This is a genomic window from Acidovorax sp. HMWF029 (genome assembly GCF_003060895.1).
Classification (GTDB): Bacteria; Pseudomonadota; Gammaproteobacteria; order Burkholderiales; family Burkholderiaceae_C; genus Acidovorax.
On record NZ_QAIH01000001.1, the window covers coordinates 13,574 to 35,306 of the forward strand.

General features: G+C 62.1%; 19 protein-coding genes. 14 read left to right on the forward strand and 5 right to left on the reverse strand.

Translation table 11 applies throughout. From position 1 onward, the window contains the following. Positions 1 to 80 precede the first annotated feature (80 nt). The 7 genes from DBR12_RS00065 (at position 81) to DBR12_RS00095 (ending at position 7,645) form a co-directional block, all read left to right on the forward strand. Positions 81 to 1,169 carry a type II asparaginase gene (locus DBR12_RS00065; RefSeq protein ID WP_108615377.1) on the forward strand — a complete coding sequence of 363 codons (1,089 nt, stop codon included), beginning with the start codon at positions 81 to 83 and terminating at the stop codon, positions 1,167 to 1,169. A gap of 481 nt (positions 1,170 to 1,650) precedes the next feature. Further along, positions 1,651 to 2,556, forward strand: a complete 906-nt coding sequence (gene glyQ, locus DBR12_RS00070) for a glycine--tRNA ligase subunit alpha (RefSeq protein WP_108615378.1) — start codon at positions 1,651 to 1,653, stop codon at positions 2,554 to 2,556. Positions 2,557 to 2,576: 20 nt separating this feature from the next. Beyond that, on the forward strand, positions 2,577 to 4,718 hold the full coding sequence (gene glyS, locus DBR12_RS00075) for a glycine--tRNA ligase subunit beta (protein ID WP_108615395.1): 2,142 nt from the start codon (positions 2,577 to 2,579) through the stop codon (positions 4,716 to 4,718). A 49-nt stretch (positions 4,719 to 4,767) separates the two neighbouring features. Further along, a complete protein-coding gene (gene gmhB / locus DBR12_RS00080) occupies positions 4,768 to 5,379 on the forward strand; it encodes a D-glycero-beta-D-manno-heptose 1,7-bisphosphate 7-phosphatase (protein WP_108615379.1) in 612 nt (203 codons plus the stop codon). A 65-nt stretch (positions 5,380 to 5,444) separates the two neighbouring features. Then, positions 5,445 to 6,230, forward strand: a complete 786-nt coding sequence (locus DBR12_RS00085; protein ID WP_108615396.1) for a 1-acyl-sn-glycerol-3-phosphate acyltransferase — start codon at positions 5,445 to 5,447, stop codon at positions 6,228 to 6,230. A gap of 10 nt (positions 6,231 to 6,240) precedes the next feature. After that, complete coding sequence (locus DBR12_RS00090; RefSeq protein ID WP_108615380.1) at positions 6,241 to 7,212, forward strand: M48 family metallopeptidase; 972 nt, start codon at positions 6,241 to 6,243, stop codon at positions 7,210 to 7,212. A 16-nt stretch (positions 7,213 to 7,228) separates the two neighbouring features. Further along, positions 7,229 to 7,645, forward strand: a complete 417-nt coding sequence (locus DBR12_RS00095; RefSeq protein ID WP_108615381.1) for a rhodanese-like domain-containing protein — start codon at positions 7,229 to 7,231, stop codon at positions 7,643 to 7,645. 204 nt (positions 7,646 to 7,849) lie between these two features. On the opposite strand, the gene lysM is transcribed toward DBR12_RS00095, so the two are convergent. Then, on the reverse strand, positions 7,850 to 8,335 hold the full coding sequence (lysM, locus tag DBR12_RS00100) for a peptidoglycan-binding protein LysM (RefSeq protein ID WP_108615382.1): 486 nt from the start codon (positions 8,333 to 8,335) through the stop codon (positions 7,850 to 7,852). 180 nt (positions 8,336 to 8,515) lie between these two features. Between lysM and DBR12_RS00105 the strand changes: the two genes are divergently transcribed. Continuing rightward, entirely contained in the window at positions 8,516 to 9,283 is a 768-nt protein-coding gene (locus tag DBR12_RS00105) for a type III pantothenate kinase (protein WP_108615383.1), read from the forward strand. A gap of 196 nt (positions 9,284 to 9,479) precedes the next feature. Here the strand turns inward: DBR12_RS00105 and DBR12_RS00110 are convergent, their stop codons facing one another. The 3 genes from DBR12_RS00110 to DBR12_RS00120 all read right to left on the reverse strand — a co-directional run bounded on the left by DBR12_RS00110 (position 9,480) and on the right by DBR12_RS00120 (position 11,798). Beyond that, positions 9,480 to 10,253, reverse strand: coding sequence for a tetratricopeptide repeat protein (locus DBR12_RS00110; protein WP_108615384.1), 774 nt, complete (start codon positions 10,251 to 10,253; stop codon positions 9,480 to 9,482). A 52-nt stretch (positions 10,254 to 10,305) separates the two neighbouring features. After that, positions 10,306 to 10,968 (reverse strand): TetR/AcrR family transcriptional regulator, encoded by a 663-nt coding sequence (locus tag DBR12_RS00115; protein WP_108615385.1) that lies wholly within the window; start codon positions 10,966 to 10,968, stop codon positions 10,306 to 10,308. A gap of 236 nt (positions 10,969 to 11,204) precedes the next feature. Beyond that, positions 11,205 to 11,798 (reverse strand): phasin family protein, encoded by a 594-nt coding sequence (locus DBR12_RS00120; protein WP_108615386.1) that lies wholly within the window; start codon positions 11,796 to 11,798, stop codon positions 11,205 to 11,207. A gap of 228 nt (positions 11,799 to 12,026) precedes the next feature. Here DBR12_RS00120 and DBR12_RS00125 point away from each other — a divergent pair, with 228 nt between their 5' ends. From DBR12_RS00125 to rfbC, 6 genes are all read left to right on the forward strand, one after another. Beyond that, complete coding sequence (locus tag DBR12_RS00125; protein WP_108615387.1) at positions 12,027 to 14,015, forward strand: SDR family oxidoreductase; 1,989 nt, start codon at positions 12,027 to 12,029, stop codon at positions 14,013 to 14,015. Positions 14,016 to 14,125: 110 nt separating this feature from the next. Continuing rightward, positions 14,126 to 15,214 carry a dTDP-glucose 4,6-dehydratase gene (gene rfbB / locus DBR12_RS00130; protein ID WP_108615388.1) on the forward strand — a complete coding sequence of 363 codons (1,089 nt, stop codon included), beginning with the start codon at positions 14,126 to 14,128 and terminating at the stop codon, positions 15,212 to 15,214. Beyond that, entirely contained in the window at positions 15,211 to 16,101 is an 891-nt protein-coding gene (gene rfbD, locus DBR12_RS00135; protein ID WP_108615389.1) for a dTDP-4-dehydrorhamnose reductase, read from the forward strand. The genes rfbB and rfbD overlap by 4 nt, the downstream gene beginning before the upstream one ends. Before the next feature lie 13 nt (positions 16,102 to 16,114). Beyond that, positions 16,115 to 16,999 (forward strand): glucose-1-phosphate thymidylyltransferase RfbA, encoded by an 885-nt coding sequence (rfbA, locus tag DBR12_RS00140; RefSeq protein ID WP_108615390.1) that lies wholly within the window; start codon positions 16,115 to 16,117, stop codon positions 16,997 to 16,999. Positions 17,000 to 17,008: 9 nt separating this feature from the next. Then, positions 17,009 to 18,868, forward strand: coding sequence for a tetratricopeptide repeat protein (locus DBR12_RS00145; RefSeq protein WP_108615391.1), 1,860 nt, complete (start codon positions 17,009 to 17,011; stop codon positions 18,866 to 18,868). Beyond that, complete coding sequence (gene rfbC, locus DBR12_RS00150) at positions 18,865 to 19,410, forward strand: dTDP-4-dehydrorhamnose 3,5-epimerase (RefSeq protein WP_108615392.1); 546 nt, start codon at positions 18,865 to 18,867, stop codon at positions 19,408 to 19,410. Before DBR12_RS00145 ends, rfbC begins: the two co-directional genes overlap by 4 nt. Before the next feature lie 29 nt (positions 19,411 to 19,439). Here rfbC and DBR12_RS00155 read toward each other — a convergent pair whose 3' ends face one another. Continuing rightward, positions 19,440 to 21,209, reverse strand: coding sequence for a hypothetical protein (locus DBR12_RS00155; RefSeq protein ID WP_108615393.1), 1,770 nt, complete (start codon positions 21,207 to 21,209; stop codon positions 19,440 to 19,442). Positions 21,210 to 21,733: the final 524 nt, after the last annotated feature.

Consider the following 21,733-nt stretch of genomic DNA (forward strand, 5'->3'; position numbering starts at 1 on the left):
CACCCGCGCACCGGGGCCGGACGGCAGCAGGGCGCCGCACCACCCCGTAGCGCCCGAAGAATGACCCGGAGACACAACCCATGCGAATTTTTTCTTCTTCCTCTTCCTTTTCCATCACGCGCCGCTGGTTTGCGGGCGTGGTGCTCTCGGCCTTGTCCACGGTCACACTGGCCCAGGCGGCCAAGCCCCACGTGGTCGTACTGGCCACGGGCGGCACCATTGCCGGTGCGGGCGCTTCGGCCGCCAACAGCGCAACCTACGCCGCCGCCAAGGTGCCGGTGGACAAGCTGCTGGCAGGCCTGCCAGAGCTGGCCAACGTGGCCAAGGTGTCGGGCGAGCAGGTGTTCCAGATCGCCTCCGAAAGCTTCACCAACGAACACCTTCTGCGTCTGGGCCAGCGCGTCTCTACCCTGTCCAAGCAGGCCGATGTGGATGGCATCGTCATCACCCACGGCACCGACACGCTGGAAGAAACCGCGTACTTCCTGAACCTCACCGTGCGGACCAACAAGCCCATCGTGGTGGTCGGCTCCATGCGCCCCGGCACGGCCCTGTCGGCCGATGGCGCGCTGAATCTGTACGACGCCGTGACCGTGGCCGCCAGCAAGGACGCTGCCGGCAAGGGCGTGCTCGTCACGATGAACGACGAAATCCAGAGCGGCCGCGACGTGCACAAGCACATCAACATCAAGACCGAGGCCTTCAAGAGCCAGTGGGGCCCACTGGGCATGGTGGTGGAGGGCAAGAACTACTGGTTCCGTGCCCCCGTCAAGCGCCACACCACCCAGTCCGAGTTCAATATCGATGACATCAAGGCGCTGCCCGCCGTGGACATTGTCTATGGCTACGGCAACATGAACACCACGGGCATCGAAGCCTACGGCAAGGCTGGCGTGAAGGCGCTGATCCACGCTGGCACGGGCAACGGCTCGGTGGCGGCCCAGGCTGTGGAATCACTCAAGACCCTGCGTGGCCAGGGCGTGCAGATCATCCGCTCGGCCCGTGTGCCCGACGGGTTTGTGCTGCGCAATGCCGAGCAGCCTGACGACAAGTACGACTGGGTGGTGGCCCACGACCTGCGTCCGCAAAAGGCCCGCATCCTGGCCATGGTCGCTCTGACCAAGACCAACGACAGCAAGGAACTGCAGCGCATTTTCTGGGAGTATTGAAGCTCCCCCTGAGCGGCTTCGCCGCTTCCCCCTCTCTCGTCTCGCTGCGCGAGTCGGGAAGGGGACGCCCCCAGCGCGGCGGGGCGGCCCTTGCGCGGGGGCGCTGGCCAAGCGCTGCGCCCTTTGGTTGTGCAGCGGCCAGTGCAGTGGATAGTTGATTTGACTTGGCGCACAACACGTGCGCCGACAGGCTACCCGCAAAGGTGGTCACTGGTACGCACCGGCTAATAGCCTGCGTGACTGGTTGGGAAGGCTGGGGCTCCAAAAGGGCACCGGCCTTTTTTCATGGGCGCGGGTCGATGTTGCTGGCGCTGTCGCAGCACGTGCGGCTGCGCGCCGTAAAATCACGGGTTTGCGCGCGCGAGGCCCGTCCTTGCTACCTTTTTTGGTGGCTGGTGCCGGGGCTGGCATACGCACCGCCTTTTCTTCTTTCCCCTTATTTGCCCGGCCCTGGTTTGCCAGTGCCTCAGCCACACACGCCATGTTGACATTCCAGCAAATCATTTTGAAGCTGCAGTCCTACTGGGACGCGCAGGGTTGCGCCCTTTTGCAACCCTATGACATGGAAGTGGGCGCTGGCACCTCGCACACCGCCACCTTCCTGCGCGCCATCGGCCCCGAGCCCTGGAAGGCTGCCTACGTGCAGCCCAGCCGCCGCCCCAAGGACGGCCGCTACGGCGAGAACCCCAACCGCCTGCAGCACTACTACCAGTACCAGGTGGTGCTCAAGCCCGCGCCAGCCAACATTCTGGAGCTGTACCTGGGCAGCCTCGAAGCCTTGGGCTTCGACCTGAAAAAGAACGACATCCGCTTTGTGGAAGACGATTGGGAAAACCCCACGCTCGGCGCCTGGGGCCTGGGCTGGGAGGTGTGGCTCAACGGCATGGAGGTCACGCAGTTCACCTACTTCCAGCAAGTGGGCGGCATTGACTGCAAGCCCGCCACCGGCGAAATCACCTACGGCCTGGAGCGCCTGGCCATGTACCTGCAAGGCGTGGACAACGTCTACAACCTCAAGTGGACCGACTCCCTGAGCTACGGCGACGTGTACAAGCAAAACGAGGTGGAGCAGTCCACCTACAACTTCGAGCACAGCGACGCGGACTTTTTGTTCACCGCCTTCAACGCGCACGAAAAGCAGGCCAAGTACCTGATGGAGCAACAACTGGCCTTGCCCGCTTACGAGCAAGTGCTCAAGGCCGCACACAGCTTCAACCTGCTGGATGCGCGCGGTGCCATCAGCGTGACCGAGCGCGCTGCCTACATCGGCCGCATCCGCAACCTGGCCCGCAGCGTGGCGCAGAGCTACTACGAAAGCCGCGAGCGCCTGGGCTTCCCGATGGCGCCCCGCGAGTGGGTGGAACAGATGGTCAAAAAGGCAGCGTGAACGAGCGAAAGAACAAGAACATGACGACCCAAAACCTCCTTGTTGAACTGTTTGTCGAAGAACTGCCCCCCAAGGCGCTGCAGAAGCTGGGCGATGCTTTTGCCACCGTGCTGGGCGACCAGCTCAAGGCCCAGGGGCTGGCCAGCGCCGCCTCGGTGGTCACGCCTTTTGCCTCGCCCCGCCGCCTAGCCGCGCATGTGACTGCCGTGGCCGACAAGGCCGCTGACAAGGCCGTGCAGCAAAAGCTGATGCCTGTGACCGTGGGCTTGGACAAAGATGGCAACGCTACGCCCGCGCTGCTCAAAAAGCTGCAGGCGCTGGGCGCCGATGTGTCCAACCCAGCAGCCGCTGTGGCCGCCTTGAAGCGCGCGCAGGACGGCAAGGCCGAAGCCCTGTTCTACGACAGCGTGGTGCCCGGTGCCACGTTGCAGGCAGGCCTGCAAAAGGCGCTGGATGAAGCCATTGCCAAGCTGCCCATCCCTAAGGTCATGAGCTACCAGCTCGAAACCGATTGCGAGCTGCCCGGCTGGACCAGCGTGAACTTTGTGCGCCCCGCGCACGGCCTGGTGGCGCTGCATGGCAGCACCGTGGTGCCCGTCAAGGCGCTGGGCCTCACGGCTGGCAACAGCACCACTGGCCACCGCTTTGAAGCCGCCGTGTCGCCCGTGGTGTTGGCAGATGCCGATAGCTACGCCGCCACGCTGCAAAAAGACGGTGCGGTGATTGCCTCGTTTGTCGAGCGCAAGGCCGAGATCGCGCGCCAACTGGCCGCTGCCGCCGCCAAGGTGGGCAACGGTGCCCGCCCCATCGAAGACGAAGCCCTGCTGGACGAAGTGACCGCGCTGGTCGAGCGCCCCAACGTGGTCATCTGCCAGTTTGAAGAGCAGTTCCTGGGCGTACCGCAAGAGTGCCTCATCCTCACGATGAAGGCCAACCAGAAGTACTTCCCGCTGCTGGACGCCGCAGGCAAGCTGACCAACAAGTTCCTGGTGGTGAGCAACATCAGCCCCGAAGACACGAGCTTTGTGACCGGCGGCAACGAGCGCGTGGTGCGCCCGCGCCTGGCCGATGCCAAGTTCTTCTTTGACCAGGACCGCAAGAAGACCCTGGCCTCGCGTGTTGAAGGCCTGGGCAAAGTGGTCTATCACAACAAGCTGGGCACGCAGGGTGAACGCGTGGAGCGCGTGCGCGCCATCGCCAAGGCCATTGCCACACAACTCGGCGACGCCGCTTTGGTGGCCGATGCCGACCAAGCCGCTTTGCTGGCCAAGACCGACCTTGTGACCGACATGGTGGGCGAGTTCCCGGAGCTGCAAGGCATCATGGGCGGCTACTACGCGCTCAACGACGGCCTGGGCGAGACCGTGGCGCACGCCATCGAAGATCACTACAAGCCGCGCTTTGCGGGCGACACGCTGCCGCGCAACACCGCTGGCGTGGTGGTGGCTCTGGCCGACAAGCTCGAAACCCTGGTCGGCATGTTCGGCATTGGCAACCTGCCGACGGGCGACCGTGACCCATTTGCGCTGCGCCGCCATGCGCTGGGCGTGATCCGCATGCTGGTTGAGAAAGACCTGCCGCTGGATCTGGGTGCGCTGCTGGCTGGTGCTGTGCCTGCCTTTGGCGACAAGATCACCGATGCTTCGGCTGCGCTGGCTGACTTCATCTACGACCGCCTCGCCGGCAGCCTGCGCGAACAAGGCTACAGCGCCCAGGAAGTGGATGCCGTGCTGGCCCTGCGCCCGCAGCGCCTGGCCCTGGTTGAGAAGCAATTGGCAGCAGTCCGCGCCTTCGCCGCCTTGCCCGAAAGCCCCGCCCTGGCCGCAGCCAACAAGCGCGTGGGCAATATCCTGAAAAAAGCCGAGGTTGAAGGCCCGGTGGACGCCCATGTGAACCCCGCACTGCTGCAAGAGCAGGCCGAGAAAGACCTGTTCGCCGCCCTGCAGCGCTTCGTGCCCGAGGCCAACGCCCAGTTCGACGCGGGCGACTACACCGCCAGCCTGCAGACCCTGGCCGTGCTGCGCGCCCCGGTGGATGCGTTCTTTGACGATGTGATGGTCAACGCCGAGCAGTTGGATGTGCGCATGAACCGCCTGGGCCTGCTCAAGATGCTGCACAACGCGATGAACCGCGTGGCCGACCTCTCGCGTCTGGCGGTGTGACCTCGGGACTGATAGGCTGGCGGTCTGTTTCCACAAGGCACCCCCTCCTATGAAACTCGTCATCCTGGACCGCGACGGCACACTCAACCCGTTGGGTGATGACTACATCACCTCAGCCGATGAGTGGGTCGCCGTGCCCGGCGCGCTCGAAGCCATTGCGCGGCTCAACCACGCGGGCTGGCATGTAGTGGTGGCCACCAACCAGCCGGGGCTGGGGCGCGGGCTGTTTGACGTGGTGGCGCTCAACGCCATCCACGCCAAGATGCACCGGCAGGTGGCAGCCGTGGGCGGGCGCATTGACGCTGTTTTTTACTGTCCCCATGCGGCCGACGAGGAATGCGCCTGCCGCAAACCCGCCCCCGGCCTGTTGGAGCAGATCAGCGACCGCTACGGGGTGGAGCGCCACGACGTGCAGGTGGTGGGCAGCTGCACCGCACACCTGCAGGCCGGTGCCGAGCTGGGTGCGCAACTGCATTTGGTGTGCACGGGGCAGTCGGCGCAGGTGCACCCGATGGGGCCGCTGCCTGCGGGGCTGCCACCGGGCCTGCGGGTGCATGCCAGCCTGGGCGATTTTGTGGATCAGCTGTTGCCTGCTGTGCCCGCCACGGCGCCCCCGCTGGCGGCCACGCCCTTGCCTACGGTGGGTGGGCTGGTCTCCTGATACTATCAATTCAATAGCTGTCAGCGCTTGATGGACAGGCGGTGGCGGCCAAAAAGAACATCAAAATGGCCTTTCTGCGTTCTGTCATTCACCTTCTCTGGATGGGCATCACCGTGGTGCCTTATGCCCTGGCCATCATGCTGGGCACGTTGTTGGGTGTGCGCGGCCTGCCGCTTTACCGCATAGCGCGGGCCTGGCTGTCGCTGTGCATCAGTGGTGCGCGGACCATCCTGGGCATCCGGGTGGAGATCACGGGCATGGAGCATCTGCCCCAGGGCGAGAATGCGGGTGCGGTGCTGCTGGTCAAGCACCAGTCCACGTTCGAGACGTTTCTGATGCCGACGATCATGCCGCACCCCCTGGCCTATGTGTTCAAGAAGGAGCTGCTCTACGTGCCCTTCTTCGGCTGGGCGATTGGTCGACTGGACATGATCCACATCGACCGCAGCCAGCGCACCCAGGCCTTCAACAAGGTGGTGCAACAGGGCAAGGACCTGCTGGCCAAGGGAATCTGGATCATCATGTTCCCCGAAGGCACACGCATTGCCCGAGGCCAGAAAGGCAACTACAAGACCGGCGGTACGCGCCTGGCGGTGGACACTGGCGCGCCTGTGGTGCCGATTGCGGTGACCTCGGCCAAGGTCTGGCCGCGCAAAGCTTTCGTCAAGCGGCCGGGCGTGGTGGAGGTGTCGATTGGCCAACCCATCTCCAGCGTGGGGCGCGAGCCCGACGAGTTGATGCGTGAGGTCGAAGCCTGGATCGAAGCCGAAATGCGCAGGCTGGACCCCGGTGCCTATCCGGCAGCCCCTGCAGCCCCAGCGGCCAACACGGCCGTCCAGAGCGGCAAGTAAGTCCACCGTGATGCAGCGGCTTGTGCAACTGGCGCTGGACCTGTTCGATCCGACGCCTGTTGCGGCAGCACCTGCGGCAGTGGCCCCGCCTGCAGGGATGCCAGATCTCAAGCAAAAAATGCCCTCTGCGCCTGATGGGCAAGCGCTGATAGCTCCTAAAACTATAGTAAACCGCCCCTCCATCCCGGCGTCCCCTGCGGTGCCGCTGCCCTCGCTGCTGTCCCCCGCCGAGTTTCGCCACCCAAAGGCCAGCCGCGAGCTGCTGCTGGGCGATGCCGTGGTGGCCTATGCGCTGCAGCGCGCGCGGCGGCGCAGCATCGGGTTCACTGTGGGGGCCGATGGGCTGTCAGTGCGCGCGCCGAGCTGGGTCACACTGGGCGCCGTGGATTCCGCGCTGCGTGAGAAGTCCGACTGGATCCTGCGCAAGCTGGGCGAAGCGCGCGAGCGCCAGCAGCGCATGGAGGGCGGCCGCATTGTCTGGGCCGACGGCGCCGTGTTGCCCTACCTGGGCGAGCCTTTGACCGTGGTGCTGGACCCGAGCCACGGGTTCGCAGGCAAGGGGGGGGCGCTGGTGGCGGCGGCAGGGCAAGGCGACAGCCTGCACATCGGCCTGCCCCGCAGTGCCAGCCCCACGCAGATCCGCGACGCCGTGCAAGCCTGGCTCATGCGCGACGCCCGCCGCCACTTCACAGAGCGGCTGGACCACTTTGCCCCGCTGCTGGGCGTGCGCTGGGCCAGCCTGCGCCTGTCCAGCGCCAACACCCGCTGGGGCAGCGCCAAGGCCGATGGCTCCATCCGCCTGAACTGGCGCCTGCTTCACTACCGCCCGGCCATCATCGACTACGTGGTGGCGCACGAATTGGCCCACCTGCGCGTGATGGACCACAGCCCGCGCTTCTGGGACACCGTGGCCACGGTGGTGCCCGATTACGCGCAGCTGCGCAGCCGCTTGCGCGACGACCCCGCCCCTTTGTGGGATTGAAAAAAGGACTCTGACGATGACCGAACCAACGATTTCCCCGGCCGAAGGCTATGCAGGTGACATCACTCCTCAGCTGGCCTGGCAATGGGTACAAGCCGACCAGGCCGTGCTGGTGGATGTGCGCAGCGATGCCGAGCGCGAGTGGGTAGGCCAGGTGCCCGCCGCCGCCGCCGTGGCCTGGAAGCAGTGGCCCGGCATGGCGATGAATGCGGACTTTGACGCGCAAATGCGCGCCGCCGTGCCTGCCGGAACGCCCGCCGTGCTGCTGTGTCGCAGCGGTGTGCGATCCATCGCCGCCGCGCGCCGTGCCACCGAGCTGGGCATCACCGCGTACAACATCCTCGAAGGCTTTGAGGGTGATGCCGATGCGCAAGGCCAGCGGGGCAAGCGCGGGGGCTGGCGCTTTCACGGCCTGCCGTGGAAACAGGGGTGACGCTCATAAAAAAATAGCTGCCAGCGCTTGCTCATCAAGCGGTAGCAGCTACTTTTCCTTGAATTCGCGGGAGCCACGGGCTGTGCGCGGACCCCGGGGCGTCACATCCACCCCCGCCCCCGCCAGTGCACCCGTGGAACCGGCTTTGCCGGGCCACTGGGTGCGTCCCCCTGGGGGGAAGGCGACGCAGGCGACTCAGGGGGGTTACCTCAGTGCAGGGATGCGCAGCTTCTGGCCGGGGTAGATCTTGTCGGGGTGGCTCAGCATGGGCTTGTTGGCCTCGAAGATCACGGGGTACTTGTTGGCGTCGCCGTAGAACTTCTTGGCAATGGCGCTCAGAGTGTCGCCGCGCACCACGTCGTGGTACTGGGCTTCGGGCTCGGGGTTGGTGACCTCCATCAGGTTCTCGACGCTGGTCACCCCGGCCACGTTGCCACAGCACAGCGTGATTTTTTCCTTGGCGGCTTGCGTGGGGGCTGTGCCCTCTACCGTGACCTTGCCTTCGGGACCTGCGAAGGCCACCTGCACATTGCTGGCACCCAGGTTCTGGGCAGCGATGTAGGTCTCGATGGCCTTGCTCGCCTTGGCGTTGAGTTCATCCTGGCTGGGGGCTGCTGCCGTGGCGGCCTGTGCTTCCTTGCCGCCGAACAGCTTTTCGCCAGCTTCCTTGATGAAACTGAAAAGACCCATGTCGAACCTCCTAATGTTGCAAAAACAGGAAGGACCACTGTAGCGGCAACGGGTGGCGACATCGTGTCGGACAGGGGCGCGACACGATTTTTCACAATTTGTGGGCAGCGAGACGCAAGGCCGCCGTTGGCTGTCGCCCTCGGGCAAGGGCGCATCGCAAAACTCGGGATAATCCGCCGCATGACTTTTCTGGCCATCGACGTCGGTAACACCCGTCTCAAATGGGCGTTGTACGACGCTCCCCGCCCCGGGGCTGCGCTGATGGCGCATGGCGCCGAGTTCCTGGACCACATCGACCGCCTGGCCGAAGGCAGTTGGGCGTCGCTGCCGCATCCCACGCGCATGCTGGGCTGTGTGGTGGCGGGCGATGCCGTCAAGCGCCGGGTGCAGGAGCAAATGGAACTGTGGGACGTGGCGCCTTCCTGGGTTGTGTCATCCGCGCAGGAGGCGGGTCTCACCAACGGCTACGACCACCCCTCACGCCTGGGCTCGGACCGCTGGGTGGCCATGATCGGCGCGCGCCACCATGTGCTGGCCCAAGGCCCCGCGCGGCCGCTGATCGTGGTGATGGTGGGCACAGCCGTCACGGTGGAATGCATTGACGCCGAAGGCCGCTTCATGGGGGGGCTGATCCTGCCCGGTCACGGCATCATGCTGCGTGCTCTGGAGACTGGCACCGCGGGCCTGCATGTGCCCACGGGCGAGGTGCGGCTGTTCCCCACCAACACCAGCGACGCGCTGACCAGCGGCGGCACCTACGCCATTGCCGGCGCGGTGGAGCGCATGTACCAGCACCTGCTGCAACACTGCGGCCAGGAGCCCGCGTGCATCATGACCGGCGGCGCAGGCTGGAAGATGGCACCCAGCATGACGCGGCCGTTCGAGCTGGTGGACAACCTGATTTTTGATGGGCTGCTGGAGATTGCCGCGCGGCGGTTTGGGGGTTGACGACGCAAGTCCGTGCCGACGCTGTGACTGCTGCTGAGCCAGCGGCTGTCCTGGGCGCTGCTTGAGAAACCGGCGTGGCCCGAGCCAGTGCCACTGCGCAAGGGCCGCGGCTCCAAGCCTGCTCGCGCAGGCTTGGACGGTCCCGCAGAGCTGCCGCCTCCGGCGGCAGCACCGAGGCGCAAAGAGCCTCAGGGGGTTACTCTTCTAGTTCACTCCGCGCCATTTCCACGTCCAGCCGCTCCATGGCGTCCATGGGTTCGGCGGCGGCGGCTTTTTCGTACAGCGCGGTGGCTTCCTTCATCTTCTTGTCGCCCTCCAGCATCACCAGTGCGTTGGCGTATTCGATCATGGCAATGGCTGAGCCCGGGTTGAGCTTGAGCGCCTCCTGGAACAGCTTGAGGCCCGCATCCTTCTTGGCGCCATAGGTCATGCCGCCAATCAGCGAACCCACCTTGTCGATCACCTCGGCATGGAAGGCGCCCAGCGCGATGCGCGCATCCGCATGCTTGGGTGAAAGCGCAATGGCCTTCTCCAGAGACTCCTTCACCTTGCCACCCAGCCCTTGCGCCAGCGCCTTGGCCACACTGATGCCCTGGCTGTAGCGGCCCAGCGCGTAAGCATGCCAGTACCAGGCGTTGGCGTTGCTGGGGTCTTCGCCCGCCTGTGCCTCGGCGCGCTCGGCGACCTGGGTGAACAGGTCCAGCCGTGTTTTTTCCTTGGGCTCCAGGTAGTTGGCGTAGATGGACGTGGCCTTGTTGGCCACGGTGATGCCCGCGCCGCCGGCGGCCAGACCTGCGGCGGCGGCTTTTTCAAAGTCACCGTTGTGGAACAGCGCCCAGGCTTGCAGCACTGCGGCGTCTTTGGGGCAGGGTTCGGCATCGCCGCCATGCAGCCGGGCCCAGTGCTTCTTGACGCTTGCGGCGTCAAAGCTGTAGTCGCCCGCGTGAGGGAAGGGGGTCCATTTGGCCATGGTGTGTCTCCGGAGGTTCTTGTTGGTGGATGTCGGTGGCGGGTGGGCGGTATCAGCCTTGCGCTGCTGCATAGGCGCCGACCAGCTGCAGCAGGTGTGCCCGCTGGCTACTTTCAAGGTAGGGCATGAGCAGGTTGAGCACATGGTGAGCGCCACGCAGCAGGGCCGCCTGGGCGCTTTCTGGCTCCAGCGCACGGCGCGGGTCGCGCACGTACTCAAAGCTGAGCCAGTAGGTCAGTACCACCACCATGCTGGTGGCGGTGGCCTCCAGCTCGCGGGAGTCGATGTGCAGGGCTTCCGCGCGGCCCATGCCATCGAGCATGGCGCGCACGGCGCGGGTCTTGTTCTTGAGGATGGCCTGAAAGTGGGTCTCCAGGCGCCGGTTCTTGGACAGCAGGTCGTTGAGGTCGCGGTACAAAAAACGGTACTGCCAAATCAGCTCGAACTGCGTGTGCATGAAGAACCAGGCGTCTTCCACGTTGCGCACGCCATCGGCAGCGGCAAGCAGCTCCGTGAGCGAGCGCTCGTAGCGATCGAACAGCGCGTTGATCAGCTCGTCCTTGGCAGGGTAGTGGTAGTAAAGGTTGCCGGGGCTGATGCGCAGCTCGGCCGAGATCAGGGTGGTGGAGACGTTGGGTTCGCCGAACCGGTTGAACAGGTCCAGCGTGACTTCCAGGATGCGTTCTGCGGTGCGGCGTGGCGCTTTCTTCACCATGTGTGCAGGCCCTTCGCGTCGTTGTGCTTCGTTGTTTCGGTGTCTCTGATGCCTACTCTAACCCACGCAGTCATGCTGCGGTGCGACATGCCGTCTTGTGGCAAACCCATGCTGCAATTGCTTTTAACGCACTTCACGGGTTTCACCAAAAAAAGAAAAGCGGCCAGCGCGTTGTTGCACGTGGGCCGCTTTTAGCGGGCGGTCTGCTGCCCGCTCGCGCCAGTAGGGGTGAACGATCAGTTGACCGATGGGGTGCCTGCGCCTGTTTCGGCTGCGGCACGGGCTGCTGGCTTCTTGGCCGCAGCCTTCTTTGCAGGGGCCTTGGCTGCTGGCTTGGCGACTGCCTTGGCAGGAGCTGCCTTCTTGGCTGCGGCTTTCTTTGCTGGGGCCTTGGCTGCTGGCTTCGTTGCGGCCTTGGCGGGGGCCGCCTTGCTGCTTTTGGCAAGTGCGTCCACGCGGGCGCTCAGTGCCTCCAGGTCGCGGGCCGAAGGCACGCCCAGCTTGGCCAGAGCCTTGGCCACGCGGTCTTCAAATATGGTTTCGAGCTTGTCCCACTGGCCCTGGGCCTTGGAGCCGATGTCGCTGGCCATGGTGGTTACGCGGCTGGTGGCTTCGGTGATTTTTTCCTCAGCCACCGCCTGGGTCTTGCGCTGGATGGTCAGGCCTTCCTTGACCAGGGCTTCAAACACCTTGCCACCTTCTTCTTGCGCCTTGGAGAAAGCGCCCAGGCCCGCCAGCCAGATCTGCTGTGCGGAGTCCTTGACGGTGCTGGACAGTTGGGCGTTGCTCTTTTTCTTGTCAGCGCTGAGTTTCTGCAGTTTCTTGACCATAAGGCCTCCGTGGTGCGGTTGGTTGGGGTTGCCGGGGCAATATTGCCTTCGACGCATGGCCGCACTGTACGCCGCACGGTGCGCAAGGTGTAGGCGCGCGCTCCTAAAAATATAGAGCGTGTCATCTAGCGTGCGCTGTCGCTGGCCACCTAGCATCGGCGCGGGTTTCTGCTGAATCGGGGGGCGCAGGCCTTGGGCAAGAATGAAGTTCTCTCAGAGGAGTTTTCCATGCAGTATTTCGTGACAGGGGCGACAGGGTTCATTGGCAAGCGGCTTGTGAAGAAGCTGCTGGAGCGCAAGGGTGCTGTGGTTCACTTTCTGATCCGCAAGGAGAGTGTCGACAAGGTCGCCGACCTGCGCAGCTTCTGGGGTGTGGGGCCCACGCGTGCGATCCCTGTGTTTGGCGACCTCACCGCGAAAAAACTGGGTGTGGCTGCGGAAGACGTCAAGAAGCTCAAGGGCCAGATTGATCACTTCTACCATCTGGCTGCCGTCTACGACCTGGGCGCTGACGAAGAAACCCAGGTGGCCGTGAACATCGAGGGGACGCGCAACACCGTGGACCTGGCCAAAGCCATCGATGCAGGGCATTTCCACCATGTCTCGTCCATCGCTGCTGCGGGCTTGTACGAGGGTGTGTTCCGCGAGGATATGTTCGAGGAAGCCGAGGGCCTGGATCATCCGTACTTCCAGACCAAGCACGAGAGCGAGAAAATCGTGCGCCAGGACTGCAAGGTGCCCTGGACGGTGTACCGCCCCGCCATGGTCGTAGGCGACAGCCAGACGGGCGAGATGGACAAGATTGACGGACCTTACTATTTCTTCAAGCTCATCCAGCGCCTGCGCCAGCTACTGCCCCCCTGGATGCCCACCGTGGGCCTGGAGGGCGGGCGCGTGAACATCGTGCCCGTGGACTTCGTGGTCAACGCGCTCAACGTCATCAGCCACCAGGCGTCCATCGCCAAGAAATGTTTTCATTTGGTGGACCCTGTGGGCTACCGCGTGGGCGATGTGCTCGACATCTTCAGCCGCGCTGCCCACGCGCCACGCATGAACCTGTTCATCAACGCTGCGCTGCTGGGGTTTATCCCCAAGGGTGTCAAGAAGAGCCTGATGGCCATGGCTCCTGTGCGCCGGGTGCGCAACGCAGTCATGAAGGATCTGGGCCTGCCCGAGGACATGCTCACGTTCATCAACTACCCCACGCGCTTCGATTGCCGCGAAACCCTGGCGGCGCTCAAGGGCTCGGGCGTGGCTTGCCCCAACCTCAAGGACTACGCCTGGCGCCTGTGGGACTACTGGGAGCGCAACCTCGATCCCGAGCTTTTCATCGACCGCAGCCTTAAGGGCACGGTGGCAGGCAAGGTGGTGTTGATCACGGGCGGCTCTTCCGGCATTGGCCTGGCCGCAGCACACAAATTTGCAGAGGCGGGGGCTACTACCATCATCTGTGGGCGCGACCAGGACAAGCTGGACGAAGCCTGCGCCGAAGCCAAGGCCAAGGGCTACCAGTTCATCGCCTATTCGGCCGACATTGCCGACATGGCCGACTGCGACCGCTTTGTGCAGCTGCTTATCGACAACCATGGCGGTGTGGATTTCCTCATCAACAATGCAGGCCGTTCGATCCGCCGTGCCATCGAGTCGAGCTACGACCGTTTCCACGATTACGAGCGCACCATGCAGCTCAACTACTTTGGTTGCCTGCGCGTGACCATGGGTCTGCTGCCCGGCATGGTGGAAAAGCGCAAAGGCCATGTGGTGAACATCAGCTCCATCGGCGTGCTGACCAACGCCCCCCGCTTCTCGGCCTACGTGGCCAGCAAGGCCGCGCTGGACGCCTGGACGCGCTGCGCCTCCAGCGAGTTTGCCGACCAGGGCATCACCTTCACCACCATCAACATGCCGTTGGTGCGCACGCCCATGATCGCGCCGACCAAAATCTACAACAACGTGCCGACGCTGAGCCCGGAGGAGGCGGCCGACATGATCGCCCAGGCCTGCATCTTCAAGCCGGTGCGTATTGCCACGCGCCTGGGCATCACCGGCCAGCTGCTGCATGCGCTGGTTCCACGCGTGGCGCAGATCACCATGAACACCAGCTTTCGCATGTTCCCGGATTCCACTGCGGCCAAGGGCGGTGGCAAGGACGCCAAACCGCAGTTGTCGGCCGAGGCGGTCGCGCTGCAGCAGATGATGCGTGGTATCCACTTTTGAAGCTGCGCCGCTTCGCTCGGATTGGCCCGTGTTGAACCCTGTTACCCAGAGGTCAAGCGGGCAGGGATAATCACAGGTTGTGCCAAGTTGGCATTACACACAGCCTCCCTATGATTCTGGTAACTGGCGGCGCGGGTTTCATCGGCGCCAACTTTGTTCTTGACTGGCTTGCTGCCTCCAGCGAGCCCGTGGTCAACCTCGATAAGCTCACCTACGCGGGCAATCTGCACAATCTGGACAGCGTGCAGGGCGACGCGCGCCACGTCTTCGTGCAGGGCGATATTGGCGACTCCGCACTGGTGGCCCGCCTGCTGGCCGAGCACAAGCCCCGCGCCGTGGTCAACTTTGCGGCCGAATCGCATGTGGACCGCTCCATCCACGGGCCTGAGGACTTCATTCAGACCAACATCGTCGGCTCGTTCCGACTGCTCGAAGCCGTGCGTGCCTACTGGGGCGCATTGCCCGAGGGCGAGCGCGAAGCCTTCCGCTTCCTGCATGTCTCCACCGACGAGGTCTACGGATCGCTCGCACCGACCGATCCGGCTTTTGCCGAGACGCGCGGCTTTGAGCCCAACAGCCCCTACAGCGCCAGCAAGGCAGCCAGCGACCACCTGGTGCGCGCCTGGCACCACACCTACGGCCTGCCGGTGCTGACCACCAACTGCAGCAACAACTACGGGCCCTATCACTTCCCCGAGAAGCTCATTCCGCTGATGATCGTGAATGCCCTGGCGGGCAAGAACCTGCCCGTGTATGGCGATGGCATGCAGGTGCGCGACTGGCTGTACGTGAAGGACCACTGCAGCGCCATCCGCCGCGTGCTGGAGGCCGGCGCCCCTGGCCAGACCTACAACGTGGGCGGCTGGAACGAGAAGCCCAACATCGAGATCGTGAACATGGTGTGCAGCCTGCTCGACGAGCTGCGCCCCCGTGCCGACGGCCAGAGCTATCGCACCCAGATCACCTATGTGAAGGACCGCCCCGGCCACGACCGCCGCTACGCCATCGACGCGCGCAAGATCGAGCGTGAGCTGGGCTGGAAACCCGCCGAGACCTTCGACACCGGCATCCGCAAGACCGTGCAGTGGTACCTGGAGCATGCCGACTGGGTGGCCAACGTGCAGACCGGCGCGTACCGCGATTGGGTGGAGACCCAGTACGAGCAGCAGCCCGCAGCCGTTGCGGACGCCCGCGCATGAACATCCTGCTCTTCGGCAAGGGCGGCCAGGTCGGCTGGGAGCTGCAGCGCAGCCTGTCTGTGCTGGGCACCGTCACCGCGCTGGACCACGACAGCACCGAGCACTGTGGTGACTTTGCCAACCCCGTCGGTGTGGCCGAGACGGTGCGCACCCTGCGCCCCGATGTGATCGTCAACGCCGCCGCGCACACCGCCGTGGACAAGGCCGAGAGCGAGGTCGACTTCGCGCGCACGCTGAATGCCACCACGCCCGGCGCCATCGCGCAGGAGGCTGCGAAGCTCGGCGCATGGCTGGTGCACTACAGCACCGACTACGTCTTTGACGGCAGCGGCAGCCGCCCGTGGGTCGAGACCGACACGCCCGCACCCTTGAGTGTGTATGGACGCACCAAGCTCGAAGGCGAGCAGTTGATCGCTCAGTCCGGTGCCAAGCACCTGATCCTGCGCACCAGCTGGGTCTATGCTGCGCGCGGCGGCAACTTTGCCAAAACCATGCTGCGCCTGGCGCAGGAGCGTGAACGCCTGACGGTGATCGACGACCAATGGGGCGCCCCGACCGGCGCTGACCTGTTGGCCGATGTGACGGCCCACGCCATCCGCCACCTGCAGCAGCACCCCGAGGACGCAGGCCTTTACCACTGCGTTGCTGCAGGTGAAACTACCTGGAATGCCTATGCAAAATACGTTCTGTCGCGCGCCAGTATTGAAAATATTGCTATAAAAATAATGGCAAAAGAGGTGGCGCCAGTCCCCACGAGCGCCTTCCCGACCCCGGCCGTGCGTCCGCACAACTCGCGCCTGAACACCGACAAGCTGCAAACCACGTTTGGCCTGCAACTGCCACATTGGCAGACGGGTGTGGCGCGCATGCTGGCTGAAATTCTTTGAACGGCACCCCCACATGACGCAACGCAAAGGCATCATCCTGGCCGGCGGCTCCGGCACCCGGCTTCACCCCGCTACCCTGGCCATCAGCAAACAATTGCTGCCGGTGTACGACAAGCCCATGATTTACTACCCGCTGAGCACCCTGATGCTGGCGGGCATCCGCGACATTCTCATCATCAGCACCCCGCAGGACACTCCGCGGTTTGCGCAGTTGTTGGGGGATGGCAGCCAGTGGGGTTTGAACTTGCAGTACGCGGTGCAGCCCAGCCCGGATGGCCTGGCGCAGGCGTTCGTGATCGGCGAGGCGTTTCTGGATGGCGCCCCTAGCGCTTTGGTGCTGGGCGACAACATTTTCTATGGCCACGACTTTCACGAACTGCTCGGCAGTGCCCAGCAGCGCACTGAGGGGGCTACGGTCTTTGCTTATCACGTCCATGATCCCGAACGTTATGGTGTTGCCGAATTTGATGCCCAGGGTAAAGTGCTTTCGCTGGAGGAAAAGCCCCAAGCCCCCAAATCCAGCTACGCAGTGACTGGTTTGTACTTTTACGACAGCCAGGTGGTGAACTTGGTGCGCAGCCTAAAGCCGTCTGTGCGTGGTGAGTACGAAATCACCGATCTCAATCGCCTTTACCTGGAAAAGTCGCAGCTTAGCGTGGAGATCATGGGCCGGGGCTACGCTTGGTTGGATACGGGCACGCATGAGAGCTTGCTGGAGGCAGGGCAGTTTATTGCGACGCTGGAGCATCGGCAGGGGTTGAAGATTGCGTGTCCTGAAGAAATTGCCTGGCGGCATCAATGGATCGATGATGCGCAACTGCAAAGATTGTCTTTGCCGCTCACTAAAAGCGGCTATGGGCAGTATCTGAATCGCTTGCTGCACAACGTCATCTACTAAGTAACGTGCATGACGAATTTAGGAGTGGACCCGTTTTTCGAAGATCTCAAGCGCGGCCTTGCTTTGCAAAAAGCAGGTCAGCGGCGCGAGGCTCGGTCCGTGTACAGCAGTATCTTGCAAAAGCAGCCACTGCATGCCATGGCGCTGCATCTGGCAGGGACGGTGGCTGGGCAACTTGGGTATTCACATGAAGCTGTCCAGTTGTTGCGCAAGAGCTTGGCTATAAATCCGGCCGACCCTATGGCTTGGAACAACTTGGCAAACGCACTCCAAGACATTGATGCCACGGAGGCCGCTATTGCGGCATGTGATGAAGCGATTGCCAAAGCGCCGGGATACTCTGCGGCTTGGGCGACGCGGGCTGCAGCACTTTTGGCCGTTTCGCGGCATATGGAAGCGGTGGAGGCTTTTGAGCGAGCAGTGCACCTTGCTCCTCATCTTGTAAGCGCGTGGGCAGGTTTGTGGCGTGCCCGTGCAGAATCCTGCCAATGGCAGGGGAAAGACGTAGCGCGGGAAAAAGTGGATGCAGACTTGGCTGAAGCGCAATCGCCTGCGCTGTTGCCATTCGAATCTTTGTCTTTCACGGAGGATCCAGAAGTCCATTTTCGTTGTGCCAAGGCATTGGGTGATGCGATTGCGGAGCGTGAGGCTATTTCTCCCCTCCGCACCTTTGTGCGAAGGACAGGACGCGATCGCATTAAGCTGGCTTACTTGTCTGCCGACTTTCATGAGCACGCCACGGCCCATCTGACGGCTGAAATTTTCGAGCGACATGACCGAGCCCGGTTTGAAGTCATTGCGTTTTCTTTCGGGCCTGACGACCAGTCTTCCATGAGAAAAAGACTGCGGTCTGCGTTCGATCAGTTTATCGACGTAAGAGCGCTCGACAACGAGACGATTGCAGAGCGGTTGCTGCAATCTCAGGTGGACATCGCCGTGGATTTGAAAGGATACACCCGAGGAGGGCGCACGGCAGTGTTCCTGCGCAAGCCAGCCCCCATCGTGGTCAATTATCTGGGCTATCCCGGAACAATGGGTCACTCTGCCTATGACTACATCATTGGGGATCCCATCGTCACGCCTTTTGCCGATGCGGCCAGTTACGCGGAAAAAATTGTCCAGATGCCCCACAGCTACCAGGCTAATGACACCCGACGCACCATCAGTGAGTCGGTGCCCAGCAGGCAGGAAGAAGGACTGCCTCCTGTAGGATTTGTTTTTGCGGCCTTTAACAATTGTTACAAAATCACCCCTGAGTTCTTTGCCGTGTGGATGCGTTTGCTCACGCGGGTCGCAGGCAGCGTGTTATGGCTCATTTGTGAGCAGCCAGGCATTCGCGAGAACTTGCGGCGTGAGGCCTTGTCACTGGGAGTGGCTCCTGAGCGACTGATATTCGCCAGACGTCTGCCATTGGATCAGCATCTGGCGCGTCATGTACATGCTGATGTTCTGCTGGATACTTTGCCATACAACGCTCATACAACTGCAAGCGACGCTCTGTGGACGGGTGTTCCAGTGCTAACTTGCGAAGGGCGATCTTTTGCTGGTCGGGTGGCGGCAAGCTTGCTGGCTGCAACAGGCCTGCCAGAACTTGTCACGCAGACACTGGCTGACTACGAGGCAATGGCTTTCAAATTGGCGACCGAGCCCCAATTCCTTGAGAGCTTCAAGCGGCGTATTGCCCATGACCGTGTCCGTCTTCCTTTGTTTAATTCCGCAAAATTTGTGGGCGATCTGGAAATGGCATATGCGCACATGTTTGGGCGATGGACGCAAGGCTTACCACCAGTCGCGTTTGCAGTCCAAGGGCTGAACAAAGAATCTGTCTTTTCTGCGAACCTGGGGCGCAATACTCCATCTGAACTATGAAAATTCTCAGCACTGCCATCCCCGACGTGGTCTTGATTGAGCCAAAGGTTTTTGGCGATGACCGGGGGTTTTTCCTCGAGAGTTTCAACCAGCAAGCATTCAATGATGCCACCGATACCGCATATTCATTCGTGCAGGACAACCACAGTCGCAGCGTCTACGGAGTTCTGCGCGGCCTGCACTACCAGATACATCAGCCGCAGGGGAAGTTGGTGCGTGTGGTTAGGGGCGCGGTTTTTGATGTGGCGGTAGATCTTCGTAAAAGCTCACCAACATTCGGGCGGTGGGTTGGCGAGGAGTTGAGTGAATGCAATCGTCGTCAACTCTGGGTGCCACCGGGCTTCGCGCACGGCTTTGTGGTCCTGAGTGACGAAGCAGAGTTTCTTTACAAAACCACGGACTACTATGCGCCAGCACACGAACGTTGCATTGCCTGGAATGATCCTGTTCTTGCCATTGATTGGAGATTGAGACAGCCGCCAACCCTGTCTGCCAAAGACGCGCTCGGAGTGAGTTTTGCCACTGCCGAGTTTTTTCCCTGAGCGTTTGTTTGCTTGTAGCCGCTTGCCCCTCAATGATGGGATCCGGGCTTGGTCAGATGCTCCTGTATGGATCTGTATAGCTTGTCGGAGTCGAACTGTGGATTGTGGGGATCAAATGAGAACAAATTGTGACCTCGCGCCACTAGTTGGTCTTGCCAATAGGGCTCGACAAAAAAAGACAGAAAATCCGCACCTCTTTGAGCGTGTTGATCAAATGTTTGTCCGAGATCGCGCCCACTCATAGCCCTGAGGGGGTGGAACTCTGTAACGCCGTAACGGCGGTGCCCCGTCGTGCCATACCACTTGGGAAACGATGTGCCGTAAGAAGCGTCTCCGTAGAGGCTCACTCCCGGCCGAATAGTGCCCATGCTTCTTAAGCTTAGTGAGGCCTCGATGGCGAACTTGTGCTCGTCCCAGCTCGGGTTGGTGAAGGGAATGATTTGATGTGTATAGCGTGGCGTTGCAGATAGGCAGGATTGCGCTACAACTTCGTCAAAGAATTGCAGGTACTGCGCGACCTGCTGTCCTCGGAACTTGTGCCAGAACGGTACAAGCGGGTTGTAGTAATACGACGCTTGCTCTACGGGTTGGTCGATGTGGGCTTGTACGGTGGGGAGGCGCAGCTTATGGGGAGGCAATTGGACTTGCGCTTGGCGGATCGGCGCAGACTGGGTTTTGTCCATGACGGCAATCTCTTTCGATCCCAGAAGCATCAGTTGGCCGGGACTAGACTCAAGAAGTACATCCACTTGGTGAAGCCCTCTTGGTAGTTGGCGGAAGTCCAGATTCAAGCGCCATCCCGTGTTAGTCGATCCAAATTCAGGTTTGGCTGTAAGTACGTCTTGGCGGCTCTTGTCTACCAGGGTTTTGCCTGCGAATTTTCCATTTAGGTAGACATGTACAGATGCTGGTGGAGTGTGCGGGCCTTTGGGCGCGAATGCCCATCCCGACACGGGAAATGTGCCATGTGCGAAGGAGTCAATATGATCGGTGTACCGTTTAAGTGGCTCCGTTCGGATGTCGCTCGAGGGGGGCTCAATGTCCTCAAACGATTGGTAGTTCGAGTCCAGAACCCGGTTCAATTGATTGATGCTAGGGAATTCACTTTTTAGAAATCTCTTGAATCCCTCCACTGAGGCTTGGCTGTAGTCGGTAACTCGGTAGGGTGCTTCAAAGCCCATGCCCGCCTCAAAGTCAGGAAATAAGTGATGAAGTTCGCCCAGCAGCGTAATTCCCCGAATCTTCGCCCGGGCTGAAGCGGGCAGCGTGCATAGCTCTGAGAAGAGCGCCTCCATGGCTTGCACGCGGCGCGCAGTTAAGTCGGTTTGTGTGGTCGCAAAGGTCCAGTTGTGGATGGCGGAATCGTAGTAGCGGCCCTTGGCCATGGGCCCATCGCGTGTTTGAGCGAGGTTGGCGGGGTCTTTTGCAAGTTGTTGCTCCAGAGGGGCGTCTGTCGCAAAGTGGGTGGAAAACAGATAGAGAATGACCGGGCGGTTGGTGTCGCGGATGGTTCGAACTAGGCGCTTGACGCGCTGTTTGTCTATTGCCCAGCCGTCTGCTTCTCTGTGGAAGAGCTGCAGCAGTGGGGCGGGAAGTGTGTAGCCAAGGGGCCTAGATGCGGGATGTTGAGTGTCCCGCGGTTCCATGCGGGCGAGTGTCGATTCCACCAGATGCGCTGCTGAGCCATCGGGCCCCGTGCATGATTTTGCGAGAGAGTTGGCGTCGGCGTCACCTGCGGGAGGGGGCTCAGGCAGCAAGATGCATGGGTCAACCACTGCCACCATCGGGGCGAAAAGCATGGCGGATTTGGGTGGGTGCTCAGAAGGGGGCGCCTGCGACAGTAGCGCGAAGCCGCCCCATCCGCCGACAAGTGCTAGAACCGACGCAATTGCACAGGCCGTGAAGTTCGCTGAGTTTTTGCTGGAGTGCGCGTTCATTGTATTTTGGGATCTGAAGATGATCATGTGGGCAAGGCCCGCGTCTAACTCTCAGCTATCGCCGAGTTGCTCGGCGGGGTGCTATCCGGTGTGAGTGGCATCGGGTACTTCAAGTGTGATTCCCGCAAATGAGCTCCCGGCTACACTCTTGCCCTCGCCATTCCAGCGGCAGAAGGCTACTGCTGGCAAGGTATTGTCCCAGCTTCGCGCACTGCATCTGAGTATCCATGACCATTCAAACACTTTCGACCCCTGTTGATGTGGATCACCAGGGGCTGGCTATGCAAGCGCGTATTGGTGAATTGTTGGTGCAAGCTGGCAAGCTGAGTCCGCGTGACTTGGATAGGGCTGTATCCGCTCAGCAAGAAATGGGCGGGATGTTAGGG

Bases quoted from the DNA above. Each gene is read 5' to 3' on its own strand.
- DBR12_RS00065 (WP_108615377.1), top strand. From the start codon at position 81: ATGCGAATTTTTTCTTCTTCCTCTTCCTTTTCCATCACGCGCCGCTGG.
- glyQ (WP_108615378.1), top strand. From the start codon at position 1,651: ATGTTGACATTCCAGCAAATCATTTTGAAGCTGCAGTCCTACTGGGAC.
- glyS (WP_108615395.1), top strand. From the start codon at position 2,577: ATGACGACCCAAAACCTCCTTGTTGAACTGTTTGTCGAAGAACTGCCC.
- gmhB (WP_108615379.1), top strand. From the start codon at position 4,768: ATGAAACTCGTCATCCTGGACCGCGACGGCACACTCAACCCGTTGGGT.
- DBR12_RS00085 (WP_108615396.1), top strand. From the start codon at position 5,445: ATGGCCTTTCTGCGTTCTGTCATTCACCTTCTCTGGATGGGCATCACC.
- DBR12_RS00090 (WP_108615380.1), top strand. From the start codon at position 6,241: ATGCAGCGGCTTGTGCAACTGGCGCTGGACCTGTTCGATCCGACGCCT.
- DBR12_RS00095 (WP_108615381.1), top strand. From the start codon at position 7,229: ATGACCGAACCAACGATTTCCCCGGCCGAAGGCTATGCAGGTGACATC.
- lysM (WP_108615382.1), bottom strand. From the start codon at position 8,335: ATGGGTCTTTTCAGTTTCATCAAGGAAGCTGGCGAAAAGCTGTTCGGC.
- DBR12_RS00105 (WP_108615383.1), top strand. From the start codon at position 8,516: ATGACTTTTCTGGCCATCGACGTCGGTAACACCCGTCTCAAATGGGCG.
- DBR12_RS00110 (WP_108615384.1), bottom strand. From the start codon at position 10,253: ATGGCCAAATGGACCCCCTTCCCTCACGCGGGCGACTACAGCTTTGAC.
- DBR12_RS00115 (WP_108615385.1), bottom strand. From the start codon at position 10,968: ATGGTGAAGAAAGCGCCACGCCGCACCGCAGAACGCATCCTGGAAGTC.
- DBR12_RS00120 (WP_108615386.1), bottom strand. From the start codon at position 11,798: ATGGTCAAGAAACTGCAGAAACTCAGCGCTGACAAGAAAAAGAGCAAC.
- DBR12_RS00125 (WP_108615387.1), top strand. From the start codon at position 12,027: ATGCAGTATTTCGTGACAGGGGCGACAGGGTTCATTGGCAAGCGGCTT.
- rfbB (WP_108615388.1), top strand. From the start codon at position 14,126: ATGATTCTGGTAACTGGCGGCGCGGGTTTCATCGGCGCCAACTTTGTT.
- rfbD (WP_108615389.1), top strand. From the start codon at position 15,211: ATGAACATCCTGCTCTTCGGCAAGGGCGGCCAGGTCGGCTGGGAGCTG.
- rfbA (WP_108615390.1), top strand. From the start codon at position 16,115: ATGACGCAACGCAAAGGCATCATCCTGGCCGGCGGCTCCGGCACCCGG.
- DBR12_RS00145 (WP_108615391.1), top strand. From the start codon at position 17,009: ATGACGAATTTAGGAGTGGACCCGTTTTTCGAAGATCTCAAGCGCGGC.
- rfbC (WP_108615392.1), top strand. From the start codon at position 18,865: ATGAAAATTCTCAGCACTGCCATCCCCGACGTGGTCTTGATTGAGCCA.
- DBR12_RS00155 (WP_108615393.1), bottom strand. From the start codon at position 21,209: ATGCTTTTCGCCCCGATGGTGGCAGTGGTTGACCCATGCATCTTGCTG.